Raw genomic sequence first — 20301 nt, forward strand, 5'->3', positions numbered from 1 at the left:
GGGACGCTAGGCAGTACTGATTGGCCGGGCATCCGGAATCGTCAGGGTTGCCTGCAACCCGCCTTCAGGTCGGTTGACCAGGGTGATGCGTCCACCCAGTCGATGGGCAATGGTGTTGACGATTGTCAGCCCCAGTCCCGCGCCTTGGGCGTTACCACGACTGTAGAAGCGTTCGAACACACGTGCGCGATCCGCTTCGTCGATACCCGGTCCCTGATCCAGGACACTCAGCGCGTAGAAACCATCGGCCTGACTCAACTGCACGGTAATAACGCCGTGCTCGGGGGAGAAGTTCGCGGCATTGGTGATCAGGTTGTTCAGCGCGATGTCGAGGGTGGCGGCGTCGGCGAAGACCTGGCAGGGGCGGTCACTGGCGTCGAAGGCCAGTTCCAGATGTTTGCTCAGAAGCCAGGGTGTGAGCTGGACCAGGCTGTCACGGACGGTTTCGGTCAGGTCGATAGCGTGCAGTGCCGGCGTCTGGTTCTTGGGTTCGAGGCGGGCCATGGTCAACAGCTGGTTGACCAGGCGGCTGGTGCGATCGACGCCGGCGATCAGGAACGCCAGGGACTCGTGGCGCTCCTCTTCGGTGCCGGCCTCCATCAGGTTCTGCGCGTGCACCCGCAAGACTGCCAGGGGCGTGCGCATTTCATGGGCGGCATCGGCAATGAAGCGCCGCTCTCGGCCGAGCACTTCCTGAATCTGCGCCAGCATGCGGTTGAGTGCCGCCTGCATCGGTTCGAGTTCGCTCGGCAGGGGCGTCAGGTGCAAAGGCTCGAGCGAGCCACTGTGGCGTGCCCGCAGGGTCTCTGCCATGTCGGCCAGGGGCTTGAGGCCCCAGCCAATGGCCATCCAGACCATCGCCGCGAGCACCAGGCTACCCAATATGTTCGGCCACAGGGTGTGACGCACGATGCGATCCACCAGATCCGCGCGTACGTCGTCGCGCTCACCGACCCAGATCCGCAGCTCATTCTGTTTGTCTTCGAGCAGGAAGGCGCGCCAGTGGCGGTTGTTCAGGTCCACCACGTCGCTGAAGCCCGGCGTGGCGGGCGGCGCGGTGAATGAGGGGGCGCTGACGGTGTGCACCAACACCTCGCCCTTGCGGTTCCAGACCTGGAAGGCGATTTTGGTTTCATAGGGATGGCCATCGACCTTTGGCTCCGCTTCGCTCAGGGCCTGGTTGAACGCCTGATACAGCTCGGCGTGTTGCTTACTGGCCAGCGGCATGCGCATCACGCCCTGCAGCATCCGGGCGTTCTGGGCCAGTTGAGCGTCATAGACCTCGGCAATTTCATGGTTGCTGTCATGCAGGTTGAGCACGCTGATCACGGCGAGACCGGTGAGCATCAGGCCAATGATCAGCGTCAGGGTGCGACGCCGGATCGAAGTCATCGACGCTCCTCCACCAAGTAACCGACCCCACGTATGGTGCGGATCAGATCGGTGGAGAATTTCTTGCGCAGGTGATGGATGTGCACTTCCAGGGTGTTGCTTTCGGCTTCTTCGTTCCAGCCGTACAGCAATTGCATCAGATGATCGCGGGTGATCACCCGGCCGGGTGGCGAGAGCAGTTCGTGCAGCAGTTGATATTCCTTGGGCGTCAGGGCGACCGGCTCGCCGTTATAGCTGACTTGCTGGGTGCCGGGGTTCAGGGTGATGCCGGCGTGTTCGATCAGCATCTGCGCGCGGCCGGCGCTGCGCCGCAACAAGGCCCGCAGGCGGGCCTTGAACTCGGCCAGGTCGAAGGGTTTGATCAGGTAATCGTCGGCCCCGGCATCCAGCCCGGCGATGCGGTCCTCGGTGGCATCGCGGGCCGTGAGGATCAGCACCGGCAGGTTGGAGCCGCTGTCGCGCAGCCGTCGCAGCACGTCGAGGCCGTCCATGCGCGGCAGGCCAAGGTCGAGGACCGCCAGATCGAAGGATTCACTGAGCAACGCATGCAAGGCGCTGTTGCCGTCCTGCAACCAATCGACCGTGTAGCCCTCACGGCTCAGGGCCTGATGGATGCCTTCGCCCAGAGCCACGTCATCTTCAACCAGTAGTAAGCGCACACGGACTCCTGTCAGCCGAGTTTTTTATTCACGTCCACCAGCAATGCCTCGATTTCCTTGCGACGACCGGCATCAGCGGTTTCGCGGCCCGGTCTGGGCGCCGCTTGCAGGGCTTTTTGCAAGGCTGCCTTGGCTTCGGTGTAACGCTTTTGACGGTAAAGGTGATCGCCCCAGAAGTACAGGCTGTCGATGCCATTGGGGTTCAGTTGCAACGCTGTTTTGAGCAACTGCTCGGCTTTGTCCGCGTCGCCGAAGCCGATCGGCCAGCCGGGTACGCGATCATACAGCGCGGCAAGGCTGGTGTAGGCCGAGCCTTGCTGCGCCTTGGGGTCCAGGGCCAGGGCTTTTTCCAGGTCGACTTTGGCTTCCTTGACCTTGCTCAGTGCGCCAAGCCCGCCCTGGGCGCCGGCCCAACTGCTGGTAACGATCCCGGACCAGATCCAGGCTTCCGCGACGCTCTGGCGCTCCTGGGTGAAGGTCGAGGCCTGGGCGGCAAGCTTTTCGAAAGCCGCGGTTCGCTGGCCCTCGGGCAGTTCGTACTGAATGTGTGCCCAGTTTTGCTGAATGCCCAGCAGACGTTGCTCGTCGGCGGCATCCAGTGCCCAGGCACTTTGGCTCAAGGCGCCCAGCAGCAGGTAAGCGGCGATTTTGTTCATGGTTTGAGATTCTCCTTGTCGGACTTCTGACTCAAGCTACGGATCAGTGGTAATTGCTTGCGCAGGCCTCGGTCCACCAGATTGGGCAGCAAGCTGTTGAGGCGCACGAAAAAACGTTCCGGCCAGCCCAGGTACAAATCGCGACGGTCACCGGCAATGGCGTGAATCACGGCGGCGGCCACGGTTTGCGGGTCGTCGACGTTGGACTTCAGGGCATCGTTGAGCGCCTGCGCCGCCGGGCTGTTCATGCTGGTGCGGGTGGCACGCGGGGCGACGTAGAGCACACTGACCCGGGTGTCCGCCAGCTCCCGGCGCAGGGCTTCGGAAAAACCGCGCAACGCGAACTTGGTGGCGCAATAGCTGGCGTAGCCGGGATAGCCGATGGAACCGTAGGTTGACCCGACGTTGACCACCATGGCGCTGGTTGCCTGCTTGAGCAGTGGCAAGAGGGTTTTCGTCAGGCAGATCGGTGCACCGACATTCAGCGCGAGCATCGCGTTGATCTCGCTGTCATCGAGTTGTTCGAGCATGGCGAAATGATTGACCCCGGCGGCATTGATCAACAGGTTGATGCCACCGATGCTTTCGGCCTCGGCCAGAACTTCGTTGCGGTCCGCGAGCGACGTCAGGTCAGCCGCGATCCAGCACAGGTTATTGGGGTAACGCTCGAGCAACGGTTCCAACGGTTGTCGATGCCGGGCCACGGCCAAAACCCGGGCGCCGCTGTCGCACAAGGCCGTGGCGATGGCCAGGCCTATGCCGCCGCTGGCACCGGTCAATACCACACGAGCTTCAGACAGGCGCATGGGCGTTCTCCTCGTCACGTGGCAAACCGCGGAACATGTCGGCGTAGAGCTTGTACACCACCTTGGAGGCGTGAATGACGGCGGCCTGATCGTCCGGGTCGTCCAGCGTGTTCATCAAGCGACGGTAGGTCTGCATGTGCTCGATATCCAGTGAACCGTGGGAACTGAGGTAGCTGAAGGCGCTTTCCGGTAAGTCCAGGCGTTCGCGAATACTGCCGGCGGCGTGGGTGGCCAGGGCGATGCTGGTGCCTTCCAGCACGTTGACCATGCCGAACAGACCCACCGGGTTGCCCCGGGCAATCAGGTCGTAGAGAAAGCTCACCATCAACTCGATGGGGAGCGAAGGGCGACCGTCGCGGACAGCGGATTTGTCGCCACCGCAGGCTTCGATGTCGTTGAGGATCCACTGTTCGTGGCCGTATTCATCCTCGATGTACTCGCACACCGCTTGCCGCAGCCATTCCAGGCGTGAGGGCAGGCGCGCGCCACAGGCCATCATCAGAGGCACCGTGTGGCGAACGTGGTAGTAGGCTTGCGTCAGGAACGCCCGGTAGCTTTCCAGGCTGACCTTGCCCTCCAGGGCATCGCGAATGACCGGTAGGTTGAACAGTTCATGGCGTTCCTGGTGGGTGGCTTCTTGCAGTGCGTCAAAAAAACTCATGATGCGGTGTCCTCTGAAAACGCAGATTCGGTCAGTTGTGCCCGGTATCGCTCGACAATGGCGTCGCGGCGGGGGCGGCCATTGGCGGTCAGCAGGCCATTGGCCGGGGTGAAGGGTTGATCCAGGCGGGTCCAGTGATGGACCCGGGCATAGTCGGGCAAGTCCGCGTTGGCCTCGGCCACGGCGGCGGCCAGTTGCTCGTCCGGGCAGTCGGGGCGATGGGGCCAGAGCAACGCATGGTTGTGGGGCATGGCTTCGCCGTAGACGAACGCCTGGGCGATATGACGACGTTGGGTCAATTCGGCCTCGACCCACTCGGGGTTCACGTTACGACCGAAGCTGGTGACGAACTGATGCTTCTTGCGCCCCTTGAGGTAAAGGAAGCCCTCGGCGTCGAATTCGCCGAGATCGCCACTGGACCACCATTGATCGGTGTGCGGTGCGTCCCCCAGGTAGCCGAGCAGCGTCGACCCCTTGATCAGCACTTCACCGTCGTCGGCCAGGCGAATTTGCACATGGGGCAGGGGCCGGCCGACGCTGCCGGGGCGACATGCCTGCGGCCGATTGAGGCAGACCACTGACGCGCACTCCGACAGACCATAGCCTTCGTAGACCGGTATGCCCACGCGTTGCGCCCGCTGCAGCAACTCCGTGGCAACCCGCGCACCGCCCACCGCGGCAAAACGCAGGTGTTGTGGGTCGAAGCCTTTCTGCTCGGCGGCGCTGACCAGCATCAACAGCAATTGCGGCACCAGAATCAGACTCTGCGGTGCACGGGCGGCCAGACACCCCAGCAAGCGCGGTACATCCACGCCGCTGGCGCCCTGAATGCCCAGGGTTTTCTGGCTGGGCAGGCTCAAGGTCGCCCCCGCGTACAGCGCCGCATAACAACCGATGTTTTCCAGCAGGATGGCCAGCGGCAGCAGGGCCAGGTGGTGCTGCGGCTGGCTGGGCCGGCTGGCCAGTTCCAGTTCGCGGGCCACCTGCAGAATGCTCTCGGCACTCAGGCAGACGCCTTTCGGTGTGCCGGTGGTGCCGGACGTGAAGGTCAGCTTGGCGGTGCCTTCGGGCATCCGCTCGGGCCCCTTGAAGGTGCGGCGCCAGAACTCGCCGGTGCGCTCATATCCGCTCGCTCGCAGGTCGCTGTCCAGCTCCGGCCCGGCGATCACAAGTTCGGCCTGGCTCTGCTCCAGACAATGGTTGCGTTGGGCGGGGCTGAAGAACGGTGGCAACGTCAGGCACGTCAGGCCTTCAAACAGTGCGGCCAGGTCCCAGAGCATCGCTTCGACGCCATTGTCCAGCGCCAAGGCGACCACCTTGACGTTCTCATCGCGCAGGCGCTGTCGGTGGCTCGTCACCTCGGTGTAGAGGGTGGCGTAGTCCAGCTTCGACTGATCGCCCCGCAAGGCGATGCCAAGGGGTTTTTCTTCGGCGTGACGGCGCAGGATCCGGTCGAATCGTTGCATTTCAGGCGACATGGTTGAACCCCTCCATGGACGTCGGCAAACCCAGGCGACCGAACAGTCCGATATTGCGCAAATGAATGAATCCGGCGCGGATATTGCCGACGTGCACCCAAGGCTTGCTCTCGTAATAGCTGCCCCAACTGTGTCGGTCCTCGCCCAGTCGCGCCGGGTCGGCGGCGCACAGGGTCACTGGCTTCAAACCGAGCCGGTGGAAGCTGTTGACCAGGCCAATGTTGCCGGTAAACGCCACCCATTCCAGGCCACCCATGGCCAGCAGGTAGGTGATGGCGATGATGCTCATTCGTGCGCTGCCGGTGTCACTGGCCGCCAGATTGCCCACTTCGACGATACCGGCCCGTTCCACCGGGCGATCAGCCGCGGCGCTGATCAGCGGGTCGATCGGTTCGTCCAGGTAACGCTCCAGAAACAGCTCTCCTTCATTGGCCAGGCGCACACCGGCCACTGCGCAGAGCTCACCCGCGTCATTGCTCATGCCGAACAGCTCCGGCATGAAATGGCGGATGTCGGCGCCGTGGGCCTTGCGGAAACGTTGCTGGATATAGGTTTCGAACGATTTGCGCTGGGGGTCATCCGGCAACGCTCTGGCCAGGCTCATCTGCGGTGTTTCCGCTTGGCCGAACTGCAGAGGCAAAGGGATGTTCCAGTAGGAATGGGGCATTGAAAGACGCCTCCCGGGGAAGATTGGGAGGAGTATCGGAAGCATTTCTTAACGGAGTCTGAAGGTGAGAAAAAAGTTAAATCACGTCGTCTTCAGGTTCGCTTAAGATTGGGCTGGCAGGGTAGCGCTCGATCAGGTTGTGCGAATGAGTCGCCAGCCTGGACTGACACTCACGAGGCCCACCATGACCCGCGATTCAACGGCACAACGTTACGGAAAACTGTCTATCACGCTGCACTGGCTGATGCTGGCGCTGTTTGTCGGCGTATACGCCTGCATCGAAATCAAGGGGTTGCTGCCCCGTGGCAGTACGGGGAGGAGTTTTTTTCTCGGGCTGCACGGTGTGTTCGGCTTGAGTATTTTTGCCCTGGTCTGGATCCGTCTGCTCGGACGGCTGACCCCGCGCCCACCCATCACGCCGGCGCCGCCCACCTGGCAGACCGGTGTTTCGCACCTGATGCATCTGGCGCTGTATGTGCTGATGATTGCCACGCCGTTACTGGCCTGGCTGATGCTGTCGGCAGGCGACAAACCGATGCCCTATTTTGAATTTGCCCTGCCGGCACTGGTGTCTGTCGATCCCGACCTGGCCAAACAGTTCAAGCACTGGCACGAGCTGCTCGGAAATGCGGGCTACTGGCTGATCGGCCTGCATGCGGCGGCAGGCTTGTTCCATCACTATTGGGTCCAGGACAACACCCTGACGCGCATGCTGCCCGGTCGCTCACGGGATGCGCTCAACCAGCGCCAACCCTGATCTCGAAGGCTGAACTCGCCACCCGTTCGCCATTGATCAACACATGCACCGCATGCCGGCCCGCATAGTGGCGACGGGTGGTCAGTTCCTTGATGTGCTGGCGGCGGGCGATGGATTCGGTGGCATTGCCAGGCAATGTCAGGGCCTTGAGCTTGAACACCTTCGCCGACGTGCTGCCGTTGGCCTTGACGTAGTCGACGGCGTAGTCGATCACCAGGCGCTGGCTGACCTCTGCCGTGGATTTGACGGCAAAGGACAGGGTGATTTTTTCCCCCAGGTCAATCACCGGCGGATTGACCTGCAGGTCGATGATCTCGACTTCAGGCTTGCCGCTGGCGCCGATGATGGCCAGTGCCCTTTGATTACCCTGTTTGATCAGGCTGCGCAGCGCGTGCCTGGCGATCCACGCCGTGTGTTTGTTATCCAGTGACCAGCTTTCGATCAGGTCCAGTACCCACTCGGGATGGTCCTTGGTGATGTCGTTGAGGTGATTGGCCACGGACTTGCGGACATACAGGCTGGGGTCGGCCTTGAGGTTGTCGAGAATGGCGGCGGCCAGGCGTGGCTCGGCCTGGATCGATTCCAGGCGAAACGACCACGGCAACCGTGGCCGGCAGCCTTCACTGGCCAGGCGCCGGACGTGTTCGTTGGCGTCCAGCGACCATTCATGCATCCGCTTGAGGGAACGCTCCAGATCGCGACGCAGGAAGTGACGGATGGCGAATTCCGAAGAGCCGAAGGCGGTGAAGTACTTGAGCGCGTCCATCGACAGTTCGAATCGCTCGGCGCCATAAGTCGCGACGTAGTGCGGCAGGCACATGCTGACGAAGCCGCTGTTCAGGCGCGGTGCGAGGGCGCGCAACACCGGCAGAGAGGCCTCGAAGTCCAGCGCCAGCACCGCGTGCAGGCATTCGCTGACACGGGCCATGCGTTGCATCACCGACAGTTCCGCCAGACCGGCTCTGGCCAGCTTCAGGAACGCCTTGGCGTCGAACCCGGGATGGACCGCGGTCATCTCGGTGGCAATGTGCTGGAGGCGTTCGGTGTTGAAGATTTCCTTGAGGGCGGGGGAGGATGAATCAGCAGCCATTGTGGATTCCTTTGCAGTCGTTATGCATCCGATACAACGCGTGAATGTTCATCGCGGGCAAGCCCGCTCCCACAGGATCGTGGGGCAGGCAAAATTTCAGCTCATCCGAAATCATTGTGGGAGCGGGCTTGCCCGCGATGAGGCCCGTGCCAACGCATCATTCCCTCGCCGCTTGCTCTTCCAGCTGATCCGACTCAAACAGCCGCGCCAGTTCCGCCCGTGCTTCCTGCGCTGTCTGCATGACTTTCACCGCATCGTCGTACACCGCATGCTGGGCTTCAAGCACCTGCTCATCGTGATGTTTGAAGCGCTTGATCCGCGCATCCGCCTGGGCATGGGTCAATCCCAGCCCGATCAAGGTCTGCCGGCTCATTTCCAGGCTGGAATAGAAGGTCTCGCGCACCGGCAGGGCGTCCACGTCCATCAGCCGATGCACATGCTGGCGGTTGCGTGCGCGGGCGATGATTTTCATCTCCGGGTAGAGCTTGCGCACCAGCTCGGCGGTCTTGATGTTGGTGTCCGGGTCGTCGGTGGCAATCACGAAAAACTCCGCTTCGCCGACTTTCGCCGCCTTGAGGATTTCCGGACGCATCGGGTCGCCGTAGAACACGGGCACGCCGCCGAAGCTGCGGGACAGTTCGATGGTTTCCACCGAGGTGTCGAGGGCGACGAACTTGATGTTCTGCGCCCGCAGGATACGCGCGACGATCTGCCCCATCCGGCCCATGCCGGCGATCACCACACGGGGAGCTTCGGTGTCGAAGTCGCGGAATTTCTCAGGCACCTCCACCGGTTGCACCTTGGGGCTGAACAGACGGTCGCACACCAGCAGCAACAACGGCGTCAGCGCCATGGACAGGGTGATGGTCAGCACCAGCAAGTCGTACAGATGCGGTTCGAACAGCCCCTGATCGCGACCGATCTTGAACACCACAAAGGCAAACTCACCGCCGGCCGCCAGGACGATGCCGAGGCGAACGGCGTTGACCTTGCCCAGGCCTCCGGCCAGTCGACCGACGACAAACAGCAATGGCAGCTTGCAGGCGATGAGCAACAGGGTCAGGCCCAGCACCAGGGCGGGTGCACTCAGCAGCAGGCTCAGGTTCGCGCCCATGCCGACACTGATGAAAAACAGCCCCAGCAGCAGGCCCTTGAACGGTTCTATCTGCGCTTCCAGTTCATGGCGGTACTCGGAGTCCGCCAGCAGCAGGCCGGCAAGGAAGGCGCCAAGGGCCATCGACACACCGACCAGATCCATCAACCATGCCGTACCGATGACGACCAGCAGCGCCGTGGCCGTGGACACCTCGGGCAAGCGGGTTTTGGCCACCACCCGGAACACCGGACGCAACAGGTAGCGTCCACCGATCACGACGACGGCTATGCTGCCCAGCACCCGCAAGCCGTGATTCACATCGTCGGCAGTACTGGTGTTGTGATCGACGCCGGCCAGCAACGGCACCATGGCGATCAGCGGGATCGCGGCGATGTCCTGGAACAGCAGAATGGCAAACGCCAGGCGTCCGTGGGGGCTGGTCAGTTCCTTGCGTTCGGCCAGGCTCTGCAAGCCAAACGCCGTTGAGGACAGCGCCAGGCCCAGGCCCAGTACGATCGCGCTGTTGAGCGGCTGACCGAACACCAGCAGCGCCACCACACCGATCACCGAGCCGGTCAACAGGACCTGCGCCAGCCCGACGCCAAACACCGACTTGCGCATCACCCACAAGCGTCGTGGCGACAATTCCAGGCCGATGATGAACAGCAGCAACACCACACCGAGTTCCGAGATATGACTGACACTCTGCGGATTGCCGATCAGGCCCAGCACCGAAGGCCCGATGATCACCCCGGCAAACAGATAACCCAGCACCGCCCCCAATTGCAGCCGCTTGGCCAGCGGCACGGTGAGCACCGCCGCGAGCAGAAACACGACAGCGGCTTGCAGCAGATTGCCTTCATGGGGCATGAGAAAAACTCCATTCACTCGGTACGGTGGGGGGGCAAGGATAAAGGCTGGGGTTGCCTCATATCTACCGTGGATCGATGGCGGATGTGCAAGTGACATCGTGGACTTGCCCGTGAGGGACCCTGTCAGCCAGGCGTGATAGTGGCTGACACGCTGGGCGGCTCTATTCAATTCTGCCGTGGCTCAACGCCTGATCGCCCAATCGGTACTGATTATTCCCGCTGCGCTTGGCCGCATACATCGCCAGGTCGGCAATGTGGATCAGCCGGTCCATGCTCGGCGCATGGTCGGGGAACACGGCCACGCCCAGGCTGGTGCCGATGTGGCGCTGGTCGTTGCCGATGGTGACGGGCGGGGAGAGCTCGACGAAGATTTTCTGACAAATGCTGCGGGCTTCGTCTTGCAGGCTGCGACCCTGAGGCAATCCCTGAAGAATGATCACGAATTCGTCGCCGCCGATGCGGGCAACGGTGTCGGTCGCACGCAGGATCTTCTGGAGGCGGGTCGCGGTGGTCATCAGTACGCGGTCGCCGGCGGCGTGTCCATAGTGGTCGTTGATGGCCTTGAAGCCATTGAGGTCGACGAACACCAGCGCCACCCGCGTGTCGTTGACCCGCGCCTGTTCCAGCGCTTCGGCCAGACGTTCTTCGAGCACCAGCCGGTTGGGCAATCCCGTCAGTGGGTCAAAGTGCGCGAGGTGGCGCAGGTAACTGGCGGAAGCCTTTTCTTCGGTAATATCGCGCACCACGCCCATCATCTTGATCGTTTTGTCGTGCTCGTTCTTCACCACGTTGCCGGTCTCGCGCAACCAGCGGATGGTGCCGTCGGGCCAGACCACACGATATTCCTCGTCGTGATTCTCACCGGTTTCCAGGCAACGCAACTCGCCGGCCCGGACCCTGGCCCGGTCATCCGGGTGCACGCAGGCGCAGAACAATGCGTACGACGGGGTCACTTCGCCGATCTTGAACCCGAACATGCCGTAGATCGCGTCCGACCAGTAGAGCCTGTCGGTATCGACTTCCCAGTCCCAGGTGCCGATGCGGGCAAAGTACTGGCTGCGTTTGAAACGCTCCGCGTCGCCTTTCTGGTGGATATTCTGTCCTTTGCAGAGGTTGTCGATCAGTGTGCGGCATTCGCTCAGTTGCTTGCGCAACGTGCGCTCGCGCCAGAGCAGCACGATGATCAGCGCGAGTATTCCCAAGCCAAGGGCAGTGTGGGTCGAGAGCAAAATCATTCTGGGGTGGCCATCATGGCGATGCGAACCGTCCGGGGAGGTTCGGTTATTTTAGTTCAGGATACTTCGGCAAACAGCTTTCAACGCCGCGCCTGACGGCAGCAAGGGTTGCCAATCGAGTGCAGATCTGGGAAAACGGCGCCGGTCAGGCCCTTGTCGGGCGAGAAAGCATACGAGTGAATTCAATGAATGACGAGCTTCAGGTGATTGACCTCCAACCGGGCGACGGCAAAGCAGCCGTCAAAGGCGCACTGATCACCACCCAGTACCGCGGCTGGCTGGAAGACGGTACGGAGTTCGACTCCTCCTACAGCCGGGGCAAGCCTTTCCAGTGCGTGATCGGCACCGGTCGCGTGATCAAGGGTTGGGATCAGGGCCTGATGGGCATGCAGGTCGGCGGCAAGCGCAAACTATCGGTGCCGGCTCACTTGGGCTATGGCGAACGCACCATGGGCAAGATCCCGCCGAACTCGAACCTGGTTTTCGAGATTGAATTGCTGGAAGTGCTGACCCGTGATGATTGATCGATGCAGCCGGTGGCACCCGCCGGCTCGTCACAGCACCAATGCCCCCCTCTGAATAAATCCAGTCAACGCCTTGCCAACCCCCGGGCTATCGGCGACTATGCGCGCCGTATAGGGGTAGGGGGTATAGGTATGTCACACATTCACGAACACAAAGACGACTTGCTCAAACGGGTCCGGCGTATTGCCGGTCAGGTTCAGGCAGTGGAGCGCGCGCTGGAATCGGATGCCGATTGCGCCAAGACCTTACATTTGGTCGCGGCCATCCGCGGGGCGGTCAATGGTTTGCTGGAACAGTTCATCGATGCTCATGCCCGTGAGCATGTCGCGCATCCGGGGCTCAGCGACGAAGCTCGCGCCGAAGGCCTGGAAGACTTGTTGCAAGCCATCCGCCGTTACTCGAAATAGAGGTCTGGAACCATGACACTGACACCGCAGGCCTCACGTTTTTCCCATGACCATGTGTTTTTGGGCGCCTCCCACGACGAAAACGCCCGCCGCACCTTATGGGTCGTGGCACTGACGTTTGTGATGATGATCGGCGAAATTGCCGCTGGGTACATGACCGGTTCGATGGCGTTGCTGGCCGATGGCTTTCACATGGCAACCCATGCCGGAGCCTTGGGCATCGCCGCGGCGGCTTACGGTTTCGCCCGCCGCAACGCCAACAATGCGCGTTACAGCTTCGGCACCGGCAAGGTGGGGGATCTGGCCGGGTTTGCCTCGGCCATGGTGCTGGGGCTGGTATCGATCGGCATCGCTGGCGAATCCATCCTGCGCCTGTTCCAGCCGACGACCGTGGCCTTCACCGAGGCAACAGTGATTGCCGTGATAGGGCTGGCGGTGAACATTCTCAGTGCCTTCCTGCTGGCGGGCGACCACAGCCATCACGGTCACCACGATCACGGGCACGGCCATGACCACGGCCATCATCACGACAACAACCTGCGTTCGGCTTACCTGCATGTACTGGCCGACGCCCTGACCTCGATCCTGGCGATTGCCGCATTGCTGTCCGGGCGCTATCTGGGATGGGTCTGGCTGGACCCGGCGATGGGGATCGTCGGCGCCATCGTAATCGCAAAATGGGCCGTGGGATTGATGCGCGATAGCGCCGCTGTGCTGCTGGACACCACGGACGAACACGTGGCAGAGGAAATTCGCGAGCTGCTCGAATCGTCCGACGATGTGCGGATCAGCGATCTGCATGTGTGGCAGGTCGGCCCGCAGGCACGGGCGGCCATCGTCAGTGTCGTGGCGGCGGCGAACATCAGCGCCGATACCATCCGCGAACGCCTGGCGCCGGTCCATGAACTGTCACACCTGACGGTCGAACTGCGCAACGTTTAACCAGGTTTCACGCGTTATCGTTGACAGCCATCGCCAGCAGGCTGGCTCCCACAGAAGTCACCCTGCGAAAGACGCAAAACGCACTTAAAACAAAGCCCCCCATCGGCAGGCCGATGGGGGGCTTTTGTGCATCAGGCGTCAGGTCAAACCTTGACGATCCAGCCTGCTGGCGCTTCGACGTCGCCGGTTTGCACGCCGGTCAGCTCTTTGTAGAGCTTCTGGGTGATCGGGCCGACTTCGGTTTCACTGTGGAACACGTGCAGATGGTCGTTGTAGCTGATGCCGCCGATCGGCGTGATCACGGCGGCGGTACCGCAAGCACCGGCTTCCTTGAAGTCCGACAGCTTGTCGATGAACACGTCGCCTTCGACCACTTCCAGGCCCAGGCGGGTTTTCGCCAGTTCGATCAGCGACAGACGGGTGATGCCCGGCAGCACGGATGGCGAGTTCGGGGTCACGAACTTGTTGTCGTGGGTGATCCCGAAGAAGTTGGCCGAACCGACTTCCTCGATCTTCTTGTGGGTCATCGGGTCCAGGTAGATTGCGTCGGCAAAGTGCGCTTTCTTGGCCTGGGAGCCTGGCATCAGGCTGGCCGCGTAGTTGCCACCGACTTTGGCCGCACCGGTGCCTTGCGGGGCGGCGCGGTCGTAGCTGGAGATCAGGAAGTTATGCGGCGTCAGGCCACCCTTGAAGTAGGCGCCTACCGGAATGCAGAAGATCGAGAAGATGAACTCGGGTGCGGTACGCACGCCGATGTTGTCGCCGACGCCGATCACGAACGGACGCAGGTACAGCGCGCCGCCGGTGCCGTAAGGCGGAATGAAACGCTCGTTGGCGCGGACCACTTCCTTGCACGCTTCGATGAACTGCTCGGTGGACACGTGCGGCATCAGCAGGCGGGCGCAGCTGCGTTGCATGCGCGCGGCGTTCTGGTCCGGACGGAACAGGTTGATCGAGCCGTCCTTGCAACGATAGGCCTTCAGGCCTTCGAAGCATTGCTGGCCATAGTGAAGGGCAGTGGAGCCTTCGCTGATGTGCAGCACGTTGTCTTCGGTCAGGGTGCCTTTGTCCCACTCGCCATTACGCCAGTGCGACAGATAGCGCTTGTCGGTCTTGATGTAGTCAAAACCCAGCTTGTCCCAATTGATGCTTTCGTTACCCATGACACCCTCTATCACTTAACAACCGCCGAAACGGTACAAGGCTTCTGACGTTTTTCCGGATGGGCACAACAATACTTCATTCCGGGCCGGTTTCGCAGCCCGGATTGCATTCCTTGCAGGAGCGAGCTTGCTCCAACAGGTTCGGGCTAGAGGTGCAACGCATGCCCCAGCGCGCGCAACGCCGCTTCCTGCACCGCCTCGCCGAGCGTCGGATGGGCATGGATGGTGCCACCAATGTCTTCCAGCTGCGCGCCCATTTCCAGGCTTTGCGCGAACGCCGTGGACAATTCGGATACCCCGACGCCTACCGCTTGCCAGCCCACGATCACATGATTGTCGCGACGGGCGACCACGCGCACGAAGCCGCTTTTCGATTCCAGGGTCATCGCCCGGCCATTGGCGGCGAACGGGAAGCTGGAAACGATGCAATCCAGCCCCGCAGCCCTGGCCTCGTCCGGTGTCTGGCCGACCACCACCAGTTCCGGGTCGGTGAAGCACACGGCGGCGATGGCGGTCGGGTTGAACTCGCGGGACTTGCCGCTGATCAGCTCGGCGACCATCTCGCCCTGGGCCATGGCCCGGTGAGCGAGCATCGGTTCGCCGCTGAGGTCGCCGATGGCGTAGACGTTGTGCATGCTGGTCTGGCAGCGGTTGTCGATCTTGATCGACGCGCCGTTCATCGCCAGGCCCAGCGCTTCAAGGTTCCAGCCCTGGGTGTTCGGCTTGCGACCGACTGCCACCAGCACCTGATCGGTTTCCAGGTTCAGGGTGTCGCCGTTGGGGGCAAGCACTTGCAGGGTATTTGATTTGGAATCAAAGCCTTGAACGTTGTGCTTCAAGTAAAGAGTCACGCCGAGCTTTTTCAGTTCGTCGTGCACAGGCTGGGTCAGCTCGGCGTCGTAGGCCGGCAGAATGCGGTCCTGAGCCTCGACCACACTGACCTCGGCACCGAGCTTGCGATAGGCAATCCCCAGTTCCAGGCCGATGTAACCGCCGCCCACCACGATCAGCCGTTTCGGGACTGATTTCGGCGCCAGGGCTTCGGTGGACGAAATGATCGGCCCGCCAATTGGCAGCATGGGCAGGTTCACGCTCTTCGAGCCCGTGGCCAGCACCAGGTGCTCACATTGAATGCGCGTGTCGCCCACTTCAACGGTCTTGCCGTCGATGACCCTGGCCCAGCCTTGAATGACCTGGACCTTGTTCTTTTTCAACAGCGCGGCGACGCCGGTGGTCAGGCGATCAACGATGCCGTCTTTCCACTCGACGCTCTTGCCGATGTCCAGGGTCGGCGCCGACACGCTGATGCCCAGGGCCGAATGCTGGTTGTGCTGTTGTGTCTGGTGAAACTGCTCGGCGACGTGGATCAGCGCCTTGGACGGAATGCAGCCGATGTTCAGGCAGGTGCCGCCCAGGGACTGGCCTTCTACCAGAATGGTCGAAATGCCCAACTGGCCGGCACGGATCGCCGTCACATAACCGCCGGGGCCGCCGCCGATGATCAGCAGCGTGGTGTGCAGAGTTTGCATGCATGCCTCTCTAATAATCAGTCCACGAACAGGGTGGCGGGTTGTTCGAGCAAGCCGCGCACGGCCTGGATGAATTGCGCCGCGTCCATGCCGTCGACCACGCGGTGATCGAAGGAGCTGGAGAGGTTCATCATCTTGCGGATCACGATCTGGCCTTTGATCACCATCGGCCGTTCGACGATCTTGTTGACGCCGACGATGGCCACTTCAGGCAGGTTCAGCACCGGGGTGCTGACGATGCCGCCGAGGGCGCCGAGGCTGGTCAGGGTGATGCTCGAGCCGGACAGTTCATCGCGGCTGGCCTTGCCATTGCGTGCGGCCGTGGCCAGTCGGGCGATTTCCGCCGCGCTGTCCCACAGGCTGCGGGCTTCGGCGTGGCGCACCACCGGCACCATCAAGCCGATGTCGGCCTGGGTGGCGATACCCACGTGCACCGCGCCGAGGCGTGTGATGACCTGGGCTTCGTCGTCGTAACGGGCGTTGATCTGCGGGAAGTCGCGCAGGGCAACGACCAGGGCGCGGACCAGGAAGGGCAGCAAGGTCAGCTTGCCACGGGTCGCACCGTGTTTTTCGTTGAGGTGCGCGCGCAGCTCTTCAACAGCAGTGACGTCGATTTCTTCGACGTAGCTGAAATGCGCGGCGCGTTGCGTGGCGTCCTGCATGCGCTGGGCGATCTTGCGGCGCATGCCGATCACCGGGATCTGCGCTTCATCGTTGCGCTGGGCGTAAGCGCTGCTGACGCTCGACGCATTCGACTGGCCCTGGGCCAGGTAGGCCTCGAGGTCATCGTGCAGCACCCGACCGGCCGGGCCGGTACCGCGTACCAGACGCAACGCAATACCCAGGTCCAGCGCATGCTTGCGCACGGCCGGGGACGCCAACGGACGCTCATTCGCCTCACGGGCCACCAGCGGGCCCTGGCACACGGCCGGGCGCGGCGTGGCGGCAGCGACCGGTTTGCTTTCGACCACGGCTTCCACTTTCGGGGCTGCAATCGGTGCTTCTTTTACAGCGGTCGCTGGCTGAGCCGACTCTTTAACGTTGCCCGCGCCCTCGACTTCAATGCTGATCAGCACACTGCCGACCGCCATGACTTCGCCTGGCTGGCCGCCAAGGGCGATGACTTTGCCATGCACTGGCGACGGGATATCGACCATCGCCTTGTCGGTCATGACATCGGCCAACACCTGATCCTCGACGACCATGTCGCCGACCTTGACGTGCCACACCGACAGTTCAACTTCTGCAATGCCTTCGCCAATGTCCGGCATTTTAATAACGTGCGTGCCCATTCAGACCTCCATGACCCGTTTCAACGCCGCGCCCACTCGGGACGGGCCAGGGAAATACGCCCACTCCTGCGCGTGCGGGTAGGGGGTGTCCCAACCGGTGACGCGTTCGATCGGCGCTTCCAGGTGGTGGAAGCAGTGCTCTTGCACCAGCGCCGTCAGTTCGGCACCGAAACCGCAAGTGCGGGTGGCTTCGTGAACGATCACGCAGCGCCCGGTTTTCTTCACCGACTTGACGATGGTTTCCAGGTCCAGCGGCCACAGGCTGCGCAGGTCGATGACTTCGGCATCCACGCCGCTTTCTTCGGCGGCAACTTGCGACACGTACACCGTGGTGCCGTAGGTCAGTACGGTGACATCCTTGCCAGGACGGGCAATGGCGGCAACGTCCAGCGGCACGGTGTAGTAGCCGTCCGGAACCTGAGCGGCGGGGTGTTTCGACCAAGGGGTCACCGGACGGTCGTGGTGGCCGTCGAACGGGCCGTTGTACAGGCGCTTTGGCTCCAGGAAGATCACCGGGTCATCGTTTTCGATGGAGGCGATCAACAGACCCTTGGCATCGTAGGGGTTGGACGGCATGACGGTGCGCAAGCCGCACACTTGAGTGAACAGCGCCTCGATGCTCTGGCTGTGGGTCTGGCCACCGTAGATGCCGCCGCCGCAGGGCATGCGCAGGGTCAGCGGCGCGGTGAATTCGCCGGCCGAGCGATAACGCAGGCGGGCGGCTTCGGAAATGATCTGGTCGTAGGCCGGGTAGACGTAGTCGGCGAACTGGATCTCCACCACCGGCCGCAGGCCGTAGGCGCCCATGCCCACGGCAGTGCCGACGATGCCGCTTTCGGAGATCGGCGCATCGAACACCCGCGAGGTGCCGTACTTGGTCTGCAAGCCTTCGGTGCAACGGAACACGCCACCGAAGTAGCCGACGTCCTGGCCGAACACCACGACATTGTCGTCACGCTCAAGCATCACATCCATGGCCGAGCGCAGGGCCTGGATCATGGTCATGGTGGTCGTGGTCATGGCGGTGTCCAACTGAATATTGTTGTTGTGATCGTTCATGTCAGATCCCCAGTTCCTGACGCTGGCGCTTCAAGTGCTCCGGCATCTCTTTGTAGACGTCTTCGAACATGGTCGCGGCGCTTGGAATCTGGCCGCCGGCGAGGGTGCCGTACTGTTCGGCTTCTTTCTGCGCGGCGATCACTTCGGCTTCCAGCTCGGCGCTGACGGCGGCGTGTTCCTCTTCGGACCAGTGGCCAACCTTGATCAGGTGCTGCTTGAGGCGCGCGATCGGGTCGCCCAACGGGAAATGGCTCCAGTCGTCGGCAGGACGGTATTTGGACGGATCGTCGGAGGTCGAGTGCGGGCCGGCACGGTAGGTAACCCATTCGATCATGGTCGGGCCGAGGTTGCGGCGGGCGCGTTCGGCGGCCCAGGCAGAAGCGGCGTAGACCGCATAGAAATCGTTGCCGTCGACCCGCAGCGAAGCGATGCCGCAACCCACGCCACGACCGGCAAAGGTGGTCGCTTCACCACCGGCGATGGCCTGGAAGGTGGAGATCGCCCACTGGTTGTTGACCACGTTGAGGATCACCGGCGCGCGGTACACGTGGGCGAAAGTCAGGGCGGTATGGAAGTCCGATTCGGCGGTGGCGCCGTCGCCGATCCAGGCTGAGGCGATTTTGGTGTCGCCCTTGATCGCCGAGGCCATACCCCAGCCCACCGCTTGCACGAACTGGGTGGCGAGGTTGCCGGAGATGGTGAAGAAACCGGAGTCCTTGACCGAGTACATGATCGGCAGCTGACGGCCCTTGAGCGGATCGCGCTCGTTGGACAGCAGTTGGCAGATCAGGTCCACCAGCGGTACTTCGCGGGCCATGAGGATGCTTTGCTGGCGGTAGGTCGGGAAGCACATGTCGTCGATGTTCAACGCCAGGGCCTGGCCGCTGCCAATGGCTTCTTCGCCGAGGCTCTGCATATAGAACGACATTTTCTTCTGGCGCTGGGCGACCACCATGCGGTTGTCATAGATCCGCGTCTTGAGCATGGCGCGCATGCCTTTGCGCAGGATCTCGACCGGCACGCCTTCAGCCCATGGACCGAGGGCATTGCCCTGGTCGTCGAGCACGCGAATCAGGCCCTTGGCCAGATCGGCGGTATCGGCCGGTTCAACGTCGATGGAGGGTTTGCGCACCGTACCGGCGTCGGTCAGACGCAGGTAGGAGAAGTCGGTTTTACAGCCGGGACGGCCCGAGGGTTCGGGAACGTGCAGACGCAGCGGTTCGTACGCTTGGTTCATGGCTTCTACGCTCGATCTTGTGAATTTCTTGTAGTGAGCTGACAGATTTCGTTCTGTGGAAGAAATCTTGTCCTACAAACATCATAGGCCCGGCCAAGAAGAATATTTCTCTCTGTTTCGTTGCGCTAAAGATCATTTGCAGATAAAAAATCTGCATAAACATAAAAAACAGGTGTTTTTATCTCATGCGCAAACTGGACCGTACCGATATCGGCATTCTCAACAGCCTTCAGGAGAACGCGCGGATCACCAACGCCGACCTCGCCCGCTCGGTGAACCTCTCGCCGACACCGTGCTTCAACCGGGTCAAGGCGATGGAGGAGCTGGGCCTGATTCGCGAGCAAGTGACCCTGCTCGATGCCGACCTGCTGGGGTTGCACGTGAACGTGTTCATCCATGTCAGCCTGGAAAAACAGGTGGAGGAGGCGTTGCAGCATTTCGAAGAGGCGATTTCCGATCGCCCGGAAGTCATGGAGTGCTACCTGATGGCGGGAGACCCGGACTACCTGATCCGCGTACTGGTGCCGACCATTCAGTCGCTGGAGCGGTTCATGATGGACTTTCTGACCAAGGTGCCGGGGGTGGCGAACATCCGCTCGAGCTTTGCCCTCAAGCAGGTGCGATACAAGACGGCGCTGCCGTTGCCGGCCAATGGAATGACGCTGGATAAATAACATTCGATGGCGTTGTTATTGTTGTTGAATCAATAAGTCACACCTGTACAACGCCAATCTACAGTTTGGGTCCATGTTTATCGGATAGGGCTCCGTTTATGTTG

The 20301-nt window shown here is 61.9% G+C and carries 20 protein-coding genes; 5 read left to right on the forward strand and 15 right to left on the reverse strand.

Annotated elements, in window-relative coordinates:
* Positions 1-6: 6 nt before the first annotated feature.
* Genes ACX3YD_RS28290 through ACX3YD_RS28320 form a run of 7 tightly spaced genes read right to left on the reverse strand, consistent with a single transcriptional unit; the run spans position 7 to position 6319 of the window.
* Positions 7-1392, reverse strand: a complete 1386-nt coding sequence (locus tag ACX3YD_RS28290) for an ATP-binding protein (protein WP_458961611.1) — start codon at positions 1390-1392, stop codon at positions 7-9.
* On the reverse strand, positions 1389-2051 hold the full coding sequence (locus ACX3YD_RS28295) for a response regulator (protein ID WP_458961612.1): 663 nt from the start codon (positions 2049-2051) through the stop codon (positions 1389-1391). Before ACX3YD_RS28295 ends, ACX3YD_RS28290 begins: the two co-directional genes overlap by 4 nt.
* 11 nt (positions 2052-2062) lie before the next feature.
* Complete coding sequence (locus ACX3YD_RS28300) at positions 2063-2707, reverse strand: tetratricopeptide repeat protein (protein WP_458961613.1); 645 nt, start codon at positions 2705-2707, stop codon at positions 2063-2065.
* Positions 2704-3513: an SDR family oxidoreductase gene (locus ACX3YD_RS28305; protein ID WP_047528140.1), complete on the reverse strand. Its 810-nt coding sequence runs from the start codon at positions 3511-3513 to the stop codon at positions 2704-2706. Before ACX3YD_RS28305 ends, ACX3YD_RS28300 begins: the two co-directional genes overlap by 4 nt.
* Positions 3500-4174: a TenA family transcriptional regulator gene (locus tag ACX3YD_RS28310; protein ID WP_458961614.1), complete on the reverse strand. Its 675-nt coding sequence runs from the start codon at positions 4172-4174 to the stop codon at positions 3500-3502. Before ACX3YD_RS28310 ends, ACX3YD_RS28305 begins: the two co-directional genes overlap by 14 nt.
* The gene (locus ACX3YD_RS28315) at positions 4171-5652 is read right to left on the reverse strand and encodes an AMP-binding protein (protein WP_458961615.1); all 1482 of its coding nucleotides are present in this window, start codon (positions 5650-5652) and stop codon (positions 4171-4173) included. The genes ACX3YD_RS28310 and ACX3YD_RS28315 overlap by 4 nt, the downstream gene beginning before the upstream one ends.
* Positions 5642-6319 (reverse strand): thermostable hemolysin, encoded by a 678-nt coding sequence (locus tag ACX3YD_RS28320; protein ID WP_047528145.1) that lies wholly within the window; start codon positions 6317-6319, stop codon positions 5642-5644. Before ACX3YD_RS28320 ends, ACX3YD_RS28315 begins: the two co-directional genes overlap by 11 nt.
* 184 nt (positions 6320-6503) lie before the next feature.
* On the opposite strand from ACX3YD_RS28320, the gene ACX3YD_RS28325 reads away from it, so the two are divergent.
* Positions 6504-7076, forward strand: coding sequence for a cytochrome b (locus tag ACX3YD_RS28325; RefSeq protein ID WP_103404260.1), 573 nt, complete (start codon positions 6504-6506; stop codon positions 7074-7076).
* On the opposite strand, the gene ACX3YD_RS28330 is transcribed toward ACX3YD_RS28325, so the two are convergent.
* The 3 genes from ACX3YD_RS28330 to ACX3YD_RS28340 form a co-directional block, all read right to left on the reverse strand.
* The gene (locus tag ACX3YD_RS28330; RefSeq protein ID WP_458961616.1) at positions 7057-8166 is read right to left on the reverse strand and encodes a DNA alkylation repair protein; all 1110 of its coding nucleotides are present in this window, start codon (positions 8164-8166) and stop codon (positions 7057-7059) included. The two genes, ACX3YD_RS28325 and ACX3YD_RS28330, sit on opposite strands and share 20 nt — an antisense overlap.
* Positions 8167-8323: 157 nt before the next feature.
* The gene (locus ACX3YD_RS28335; RefSeq protein ID WP_103404262.1) at positions 8324-10132 is read right to left on the reverse strand and encodes a monovalent cation:proton antiporter-2 (CPA2) family protein; all 1809 of its coding nucleotides are present in this window, start codon (positions 10130-10132) and stop codon (positions 8324-8326) included.
* Positions 10133-10295: 163 nt separating this feature from the next.
* Entirely contained in the window at positions 10296-11369 is a 1074-nt protein-coding gene (locus ACX3YD_RS28340) for a diguanylate cyclase domain-containing protein (protein WP_458961617.1), read from the reverse strand.
* Between the two features lie 185 nt (positions 11370-11554).
* On the opposite strand from ACX3YD_RS28340, the gene ACX3YD_RS28345 reads away from it, so the two are divergent.
* The 3 genes from ACX3YD_RS28345 (at position 11555) to dmeF (ending at position 13243) form a co-directional block, all read left to right on the forward strand.
* Positions 11555-11893, forward strand: a complete 339-nt coding sequence (locus tag ACX3YD_RS28345; RefSeq protein WP_103404264.1) for an FKBP-type peptidyl-prolyl cis-trans isomerase — start codon at positions 11555-11557, stop codon at positions 11891-11893.
* 132 nt (positions 11894-12025) lie between these two features.
* Entirely contained in the window at positions 12026-12301 is a 276-nt protein-coding gene (locus tag ACX3YD_RS28350; RefSeq protein ID WP_047528162.1) for a metal/formaldehyde-sensitive transcriptional repressor, read from the forward strand.
* Positions 12302-12313: 12 nt separating this feature from the next.
* Positions 12314-13243: a CDF family Co(II)/Ni(II) efflux transporter DmeF gene (gene dmeF / locus ACX3YD_RS28355; protein ID WP_103404265.1), complete on the forward strand. Its 930-nt coding sequence runs from the start codon at positions 12314-12316 to the stop codon at positions 13241-13243.
* A gap of 143 nt (positions 13244-13386) precedes the next feature.
* On the opposite strand, the gene ACX3YD_RS28360 is transcribed toward dmeF, so the two are convergent.
* The 5 genes from ACX3YD_RS28360 to ACX3YD_RS28380 all read right to left on the reverse strand — a co-directional run bounded on the left by ACX3YD_RS28360 (position 13387) and on the right by ACX3YD_RS28380 (position 19523).
* Positions 13387-14406 (reverse strand): branched-chain amino acid aminotransferase, encoded by a 1020-nt coding sequence (locus tag ACX3YD_RS28360; RefSeq protein WP_047528166.1) that lies wholly within the window; start codon positions 14404-14406, stop codon positions 13387-13389.
* A 146-nt stretch (positions 14407-14552) separates the two neighbouring features.
* The gene (gene lpdA / locus ACX3YD_RS28365; RefSeq protein ID WP_458961618.1) at positions 14553-15935 is read right to left on the reverse strand and encodes a dihydrolipoyl dehydrogenase; all 1383 of its coding nucleotides are present in this window, start codon (positions 15933-15935) and stop codon (positions 14553-14555) included.
* Between the two features lie 17 nt (positions 15936-15952).
* A complete protein-coding gene (locus ACX3YD_RS28370; protein WP_103404267.1) occupies positions 15953-17227 on the reverse strand; it encodes a dihydrolipoamide acetyltransferase family protein in 1275 nt (424 codons plus the stop codon).
* Positions 17228-18286, reverse strand: a complete 1059-nt coding sequence (locus ACX3YD_RS28375) for an alpha-ketoacid dehydrogenase subunit beta (protein WP_103404268.1) — start codon at positions 18284-18286, stop codon at positions 17228-17230.
* Position 18287: 1 nt separating this feature from the next.
* Positions 18288-19523 (reverse strand): 3-methyl-2-oxobutanoate dehydrogenase (2-methylpropanoyl-transferring) subunit alpha, encoded by a 1236-nt coding sequence (locus ACX3YD_RS28380; protein WP_090468819.1) that lies wholly within the window; start codon positions 19521-19523, stop codon positions 18288-18290.
* A 185-nt stretch (positions 19524-19708) separates the two neighbouring features.
* Between ACX3YD_RS28380 and bkdR the strand changes: the two genes are divergently transcribed.
* Positions 19709-20197, forward strand: coding sequence for a Bkd operon transcriptional regulator BkdR (gene bkdR, locus ACX3YD_RS28385; RefSeq protein WP_047528178.1), 489 nt, complete (start codon positions 19709-19711; stop codon positions 20195-20197).
* The last annotated feature ends 104 nt before the right edge of the window (positions 20198-20301 follow it).

The organism is Pseudomonas fluorescens group sp. PF-1 (genome assembly GCF_054481335.1).

Bases quoted from the DNA above. Each gene is read 5' to 3' on its own strand.
- ACX3YD_RS28375 (WP_103404268.1), bottom strand. From the start codon at position 18,286: ATGAACGATCACAACAACAATATTCAGTTGGACACCGCCATGACCACG.
- ACX3YD_RS28350 (WP_047528162.1), top strand. From the start codon at position 12,026: ATGTCACACATTCACGAACACAAAGACGACTTGCTCAAACGGGTCCGG.
- ACX3YD_RS28300 (WP_458961613.1), bottom strand. From the start codon at position 2,707: ATGAACAAAATCGCCGCTTACCTGCTGCTGGGCGCCTTGAGCCAAAGT.
- ACX3YD_RS28370 (WP_103404267.1), bottom strand. From the start codon at position 17,227: ATGGGCACGCACGTTATTAAAATGCCGGACATTGGCGAAGGCATTGCA.
- ACX3YD_RS28310 (WP_458961614.1), bottom strand. From the start codon at position 4,174: ATGAGTTTTTTTGACGCACTGCAAGAAGCCACCCACCAGGAACGCCAT.
- bkdR (WP_047528178.1), top strand. From the start codon at position 19,709: ATGCGCAAACTGGACCGTACCGATATCGGCATTCTCAACAGCCTTCAG.
- dmeF (WP_103404265.1), top strand. From the start codon at position 12,314: ATGACACTGACACCGCAGGCCTCACGTTTTTCCCATGACCATGTGTTT.
- ACX3YD_RS28290 (WP_458961611.1), bottom strand. From the start codon at position 1,392: ATGACTTCGATCCGGCGTCGCACCCTGACGCTGATCATTGGCCTGATG.
- ACX3YD_RS28330 (WP_458961616.1), bottom strand. From the start codon at position 8,166: ATGGCTGCTGATTCATCCTCCCCCGCCCTCAAGGAAATCTTCAACACC.
- ACX3YD_RS28315 (WP_458961615.1), bottom strand. From the start codon at position 5,652: ATGTCGCCTGAAATGCAACGATTCGACCGGATCCTGCGCCGTCACGCC.
- ACX3YD_RS28360 (WP_047528166.1), bottom strand. From the start codon at position 14,406: ATGGGTAACGAAAGCATCAATTGGGACAAGCTGGGTTTTGACTACATC.
- ACX3YD_RS28340 (WP_458961617.1), bottom strand. From the start codon at position 11,369: ATGATTTTGCTCTCGACCCACACTGCCCTTGGCTTGGGAATACTCGCG.
- ACX3YD_RS28305 (WP_047528140.1), bottom strand. From the start codon at position 3,513: ATGCGCCTGTCTGAAGCTCGTGTGGTATTGACCGGTGCCAGCGGCGGC.
- ACX3YD_RS28380 (WP_090468819.1), bottom strand. From the start codon at position 19,523: ATGAACCAAGCGTACGAACCGCTGCGTCTGCACGTTCCCGAACCCTCG.
- ACX3YD_RS28335 (WP_103404262.1), bottom strand. From the start codon at position 10,132: ATGCCCCATGAAGGCAATCTGCTGCAAGCCGCTGTCGTGTTTCTGCTC.
- ACX3YD_RS28320 (WP_047528145.1), bottom strand. From the start codon at position 6,319: ATGCCCCATTCCTACTGGAACATCCCTTTGCCTCTGCAGTTCGGCCAA.
- ACX3YD_RS28325 (WP_103404260.1), top strand. From the start codon at position 6,504: ATGACCCGCGATTCAACGGCACAACGTTACGGAAAACTGTCTATCACG.
- ACX3YD_RS28345 (WP_103404264.1), top strand. From the start codon at position 11,555: ATGAATGACGAGCTTCAGGTGATTGACCTCCAACCGGGCGACGGCAAA.
- lpdA (WP_458961618.1), bottom strand. From the start codon at position 15,935: ATGCAAACTCTGCACACCACGCTGCTGATCATCGGCGGCGGCCCCGGC.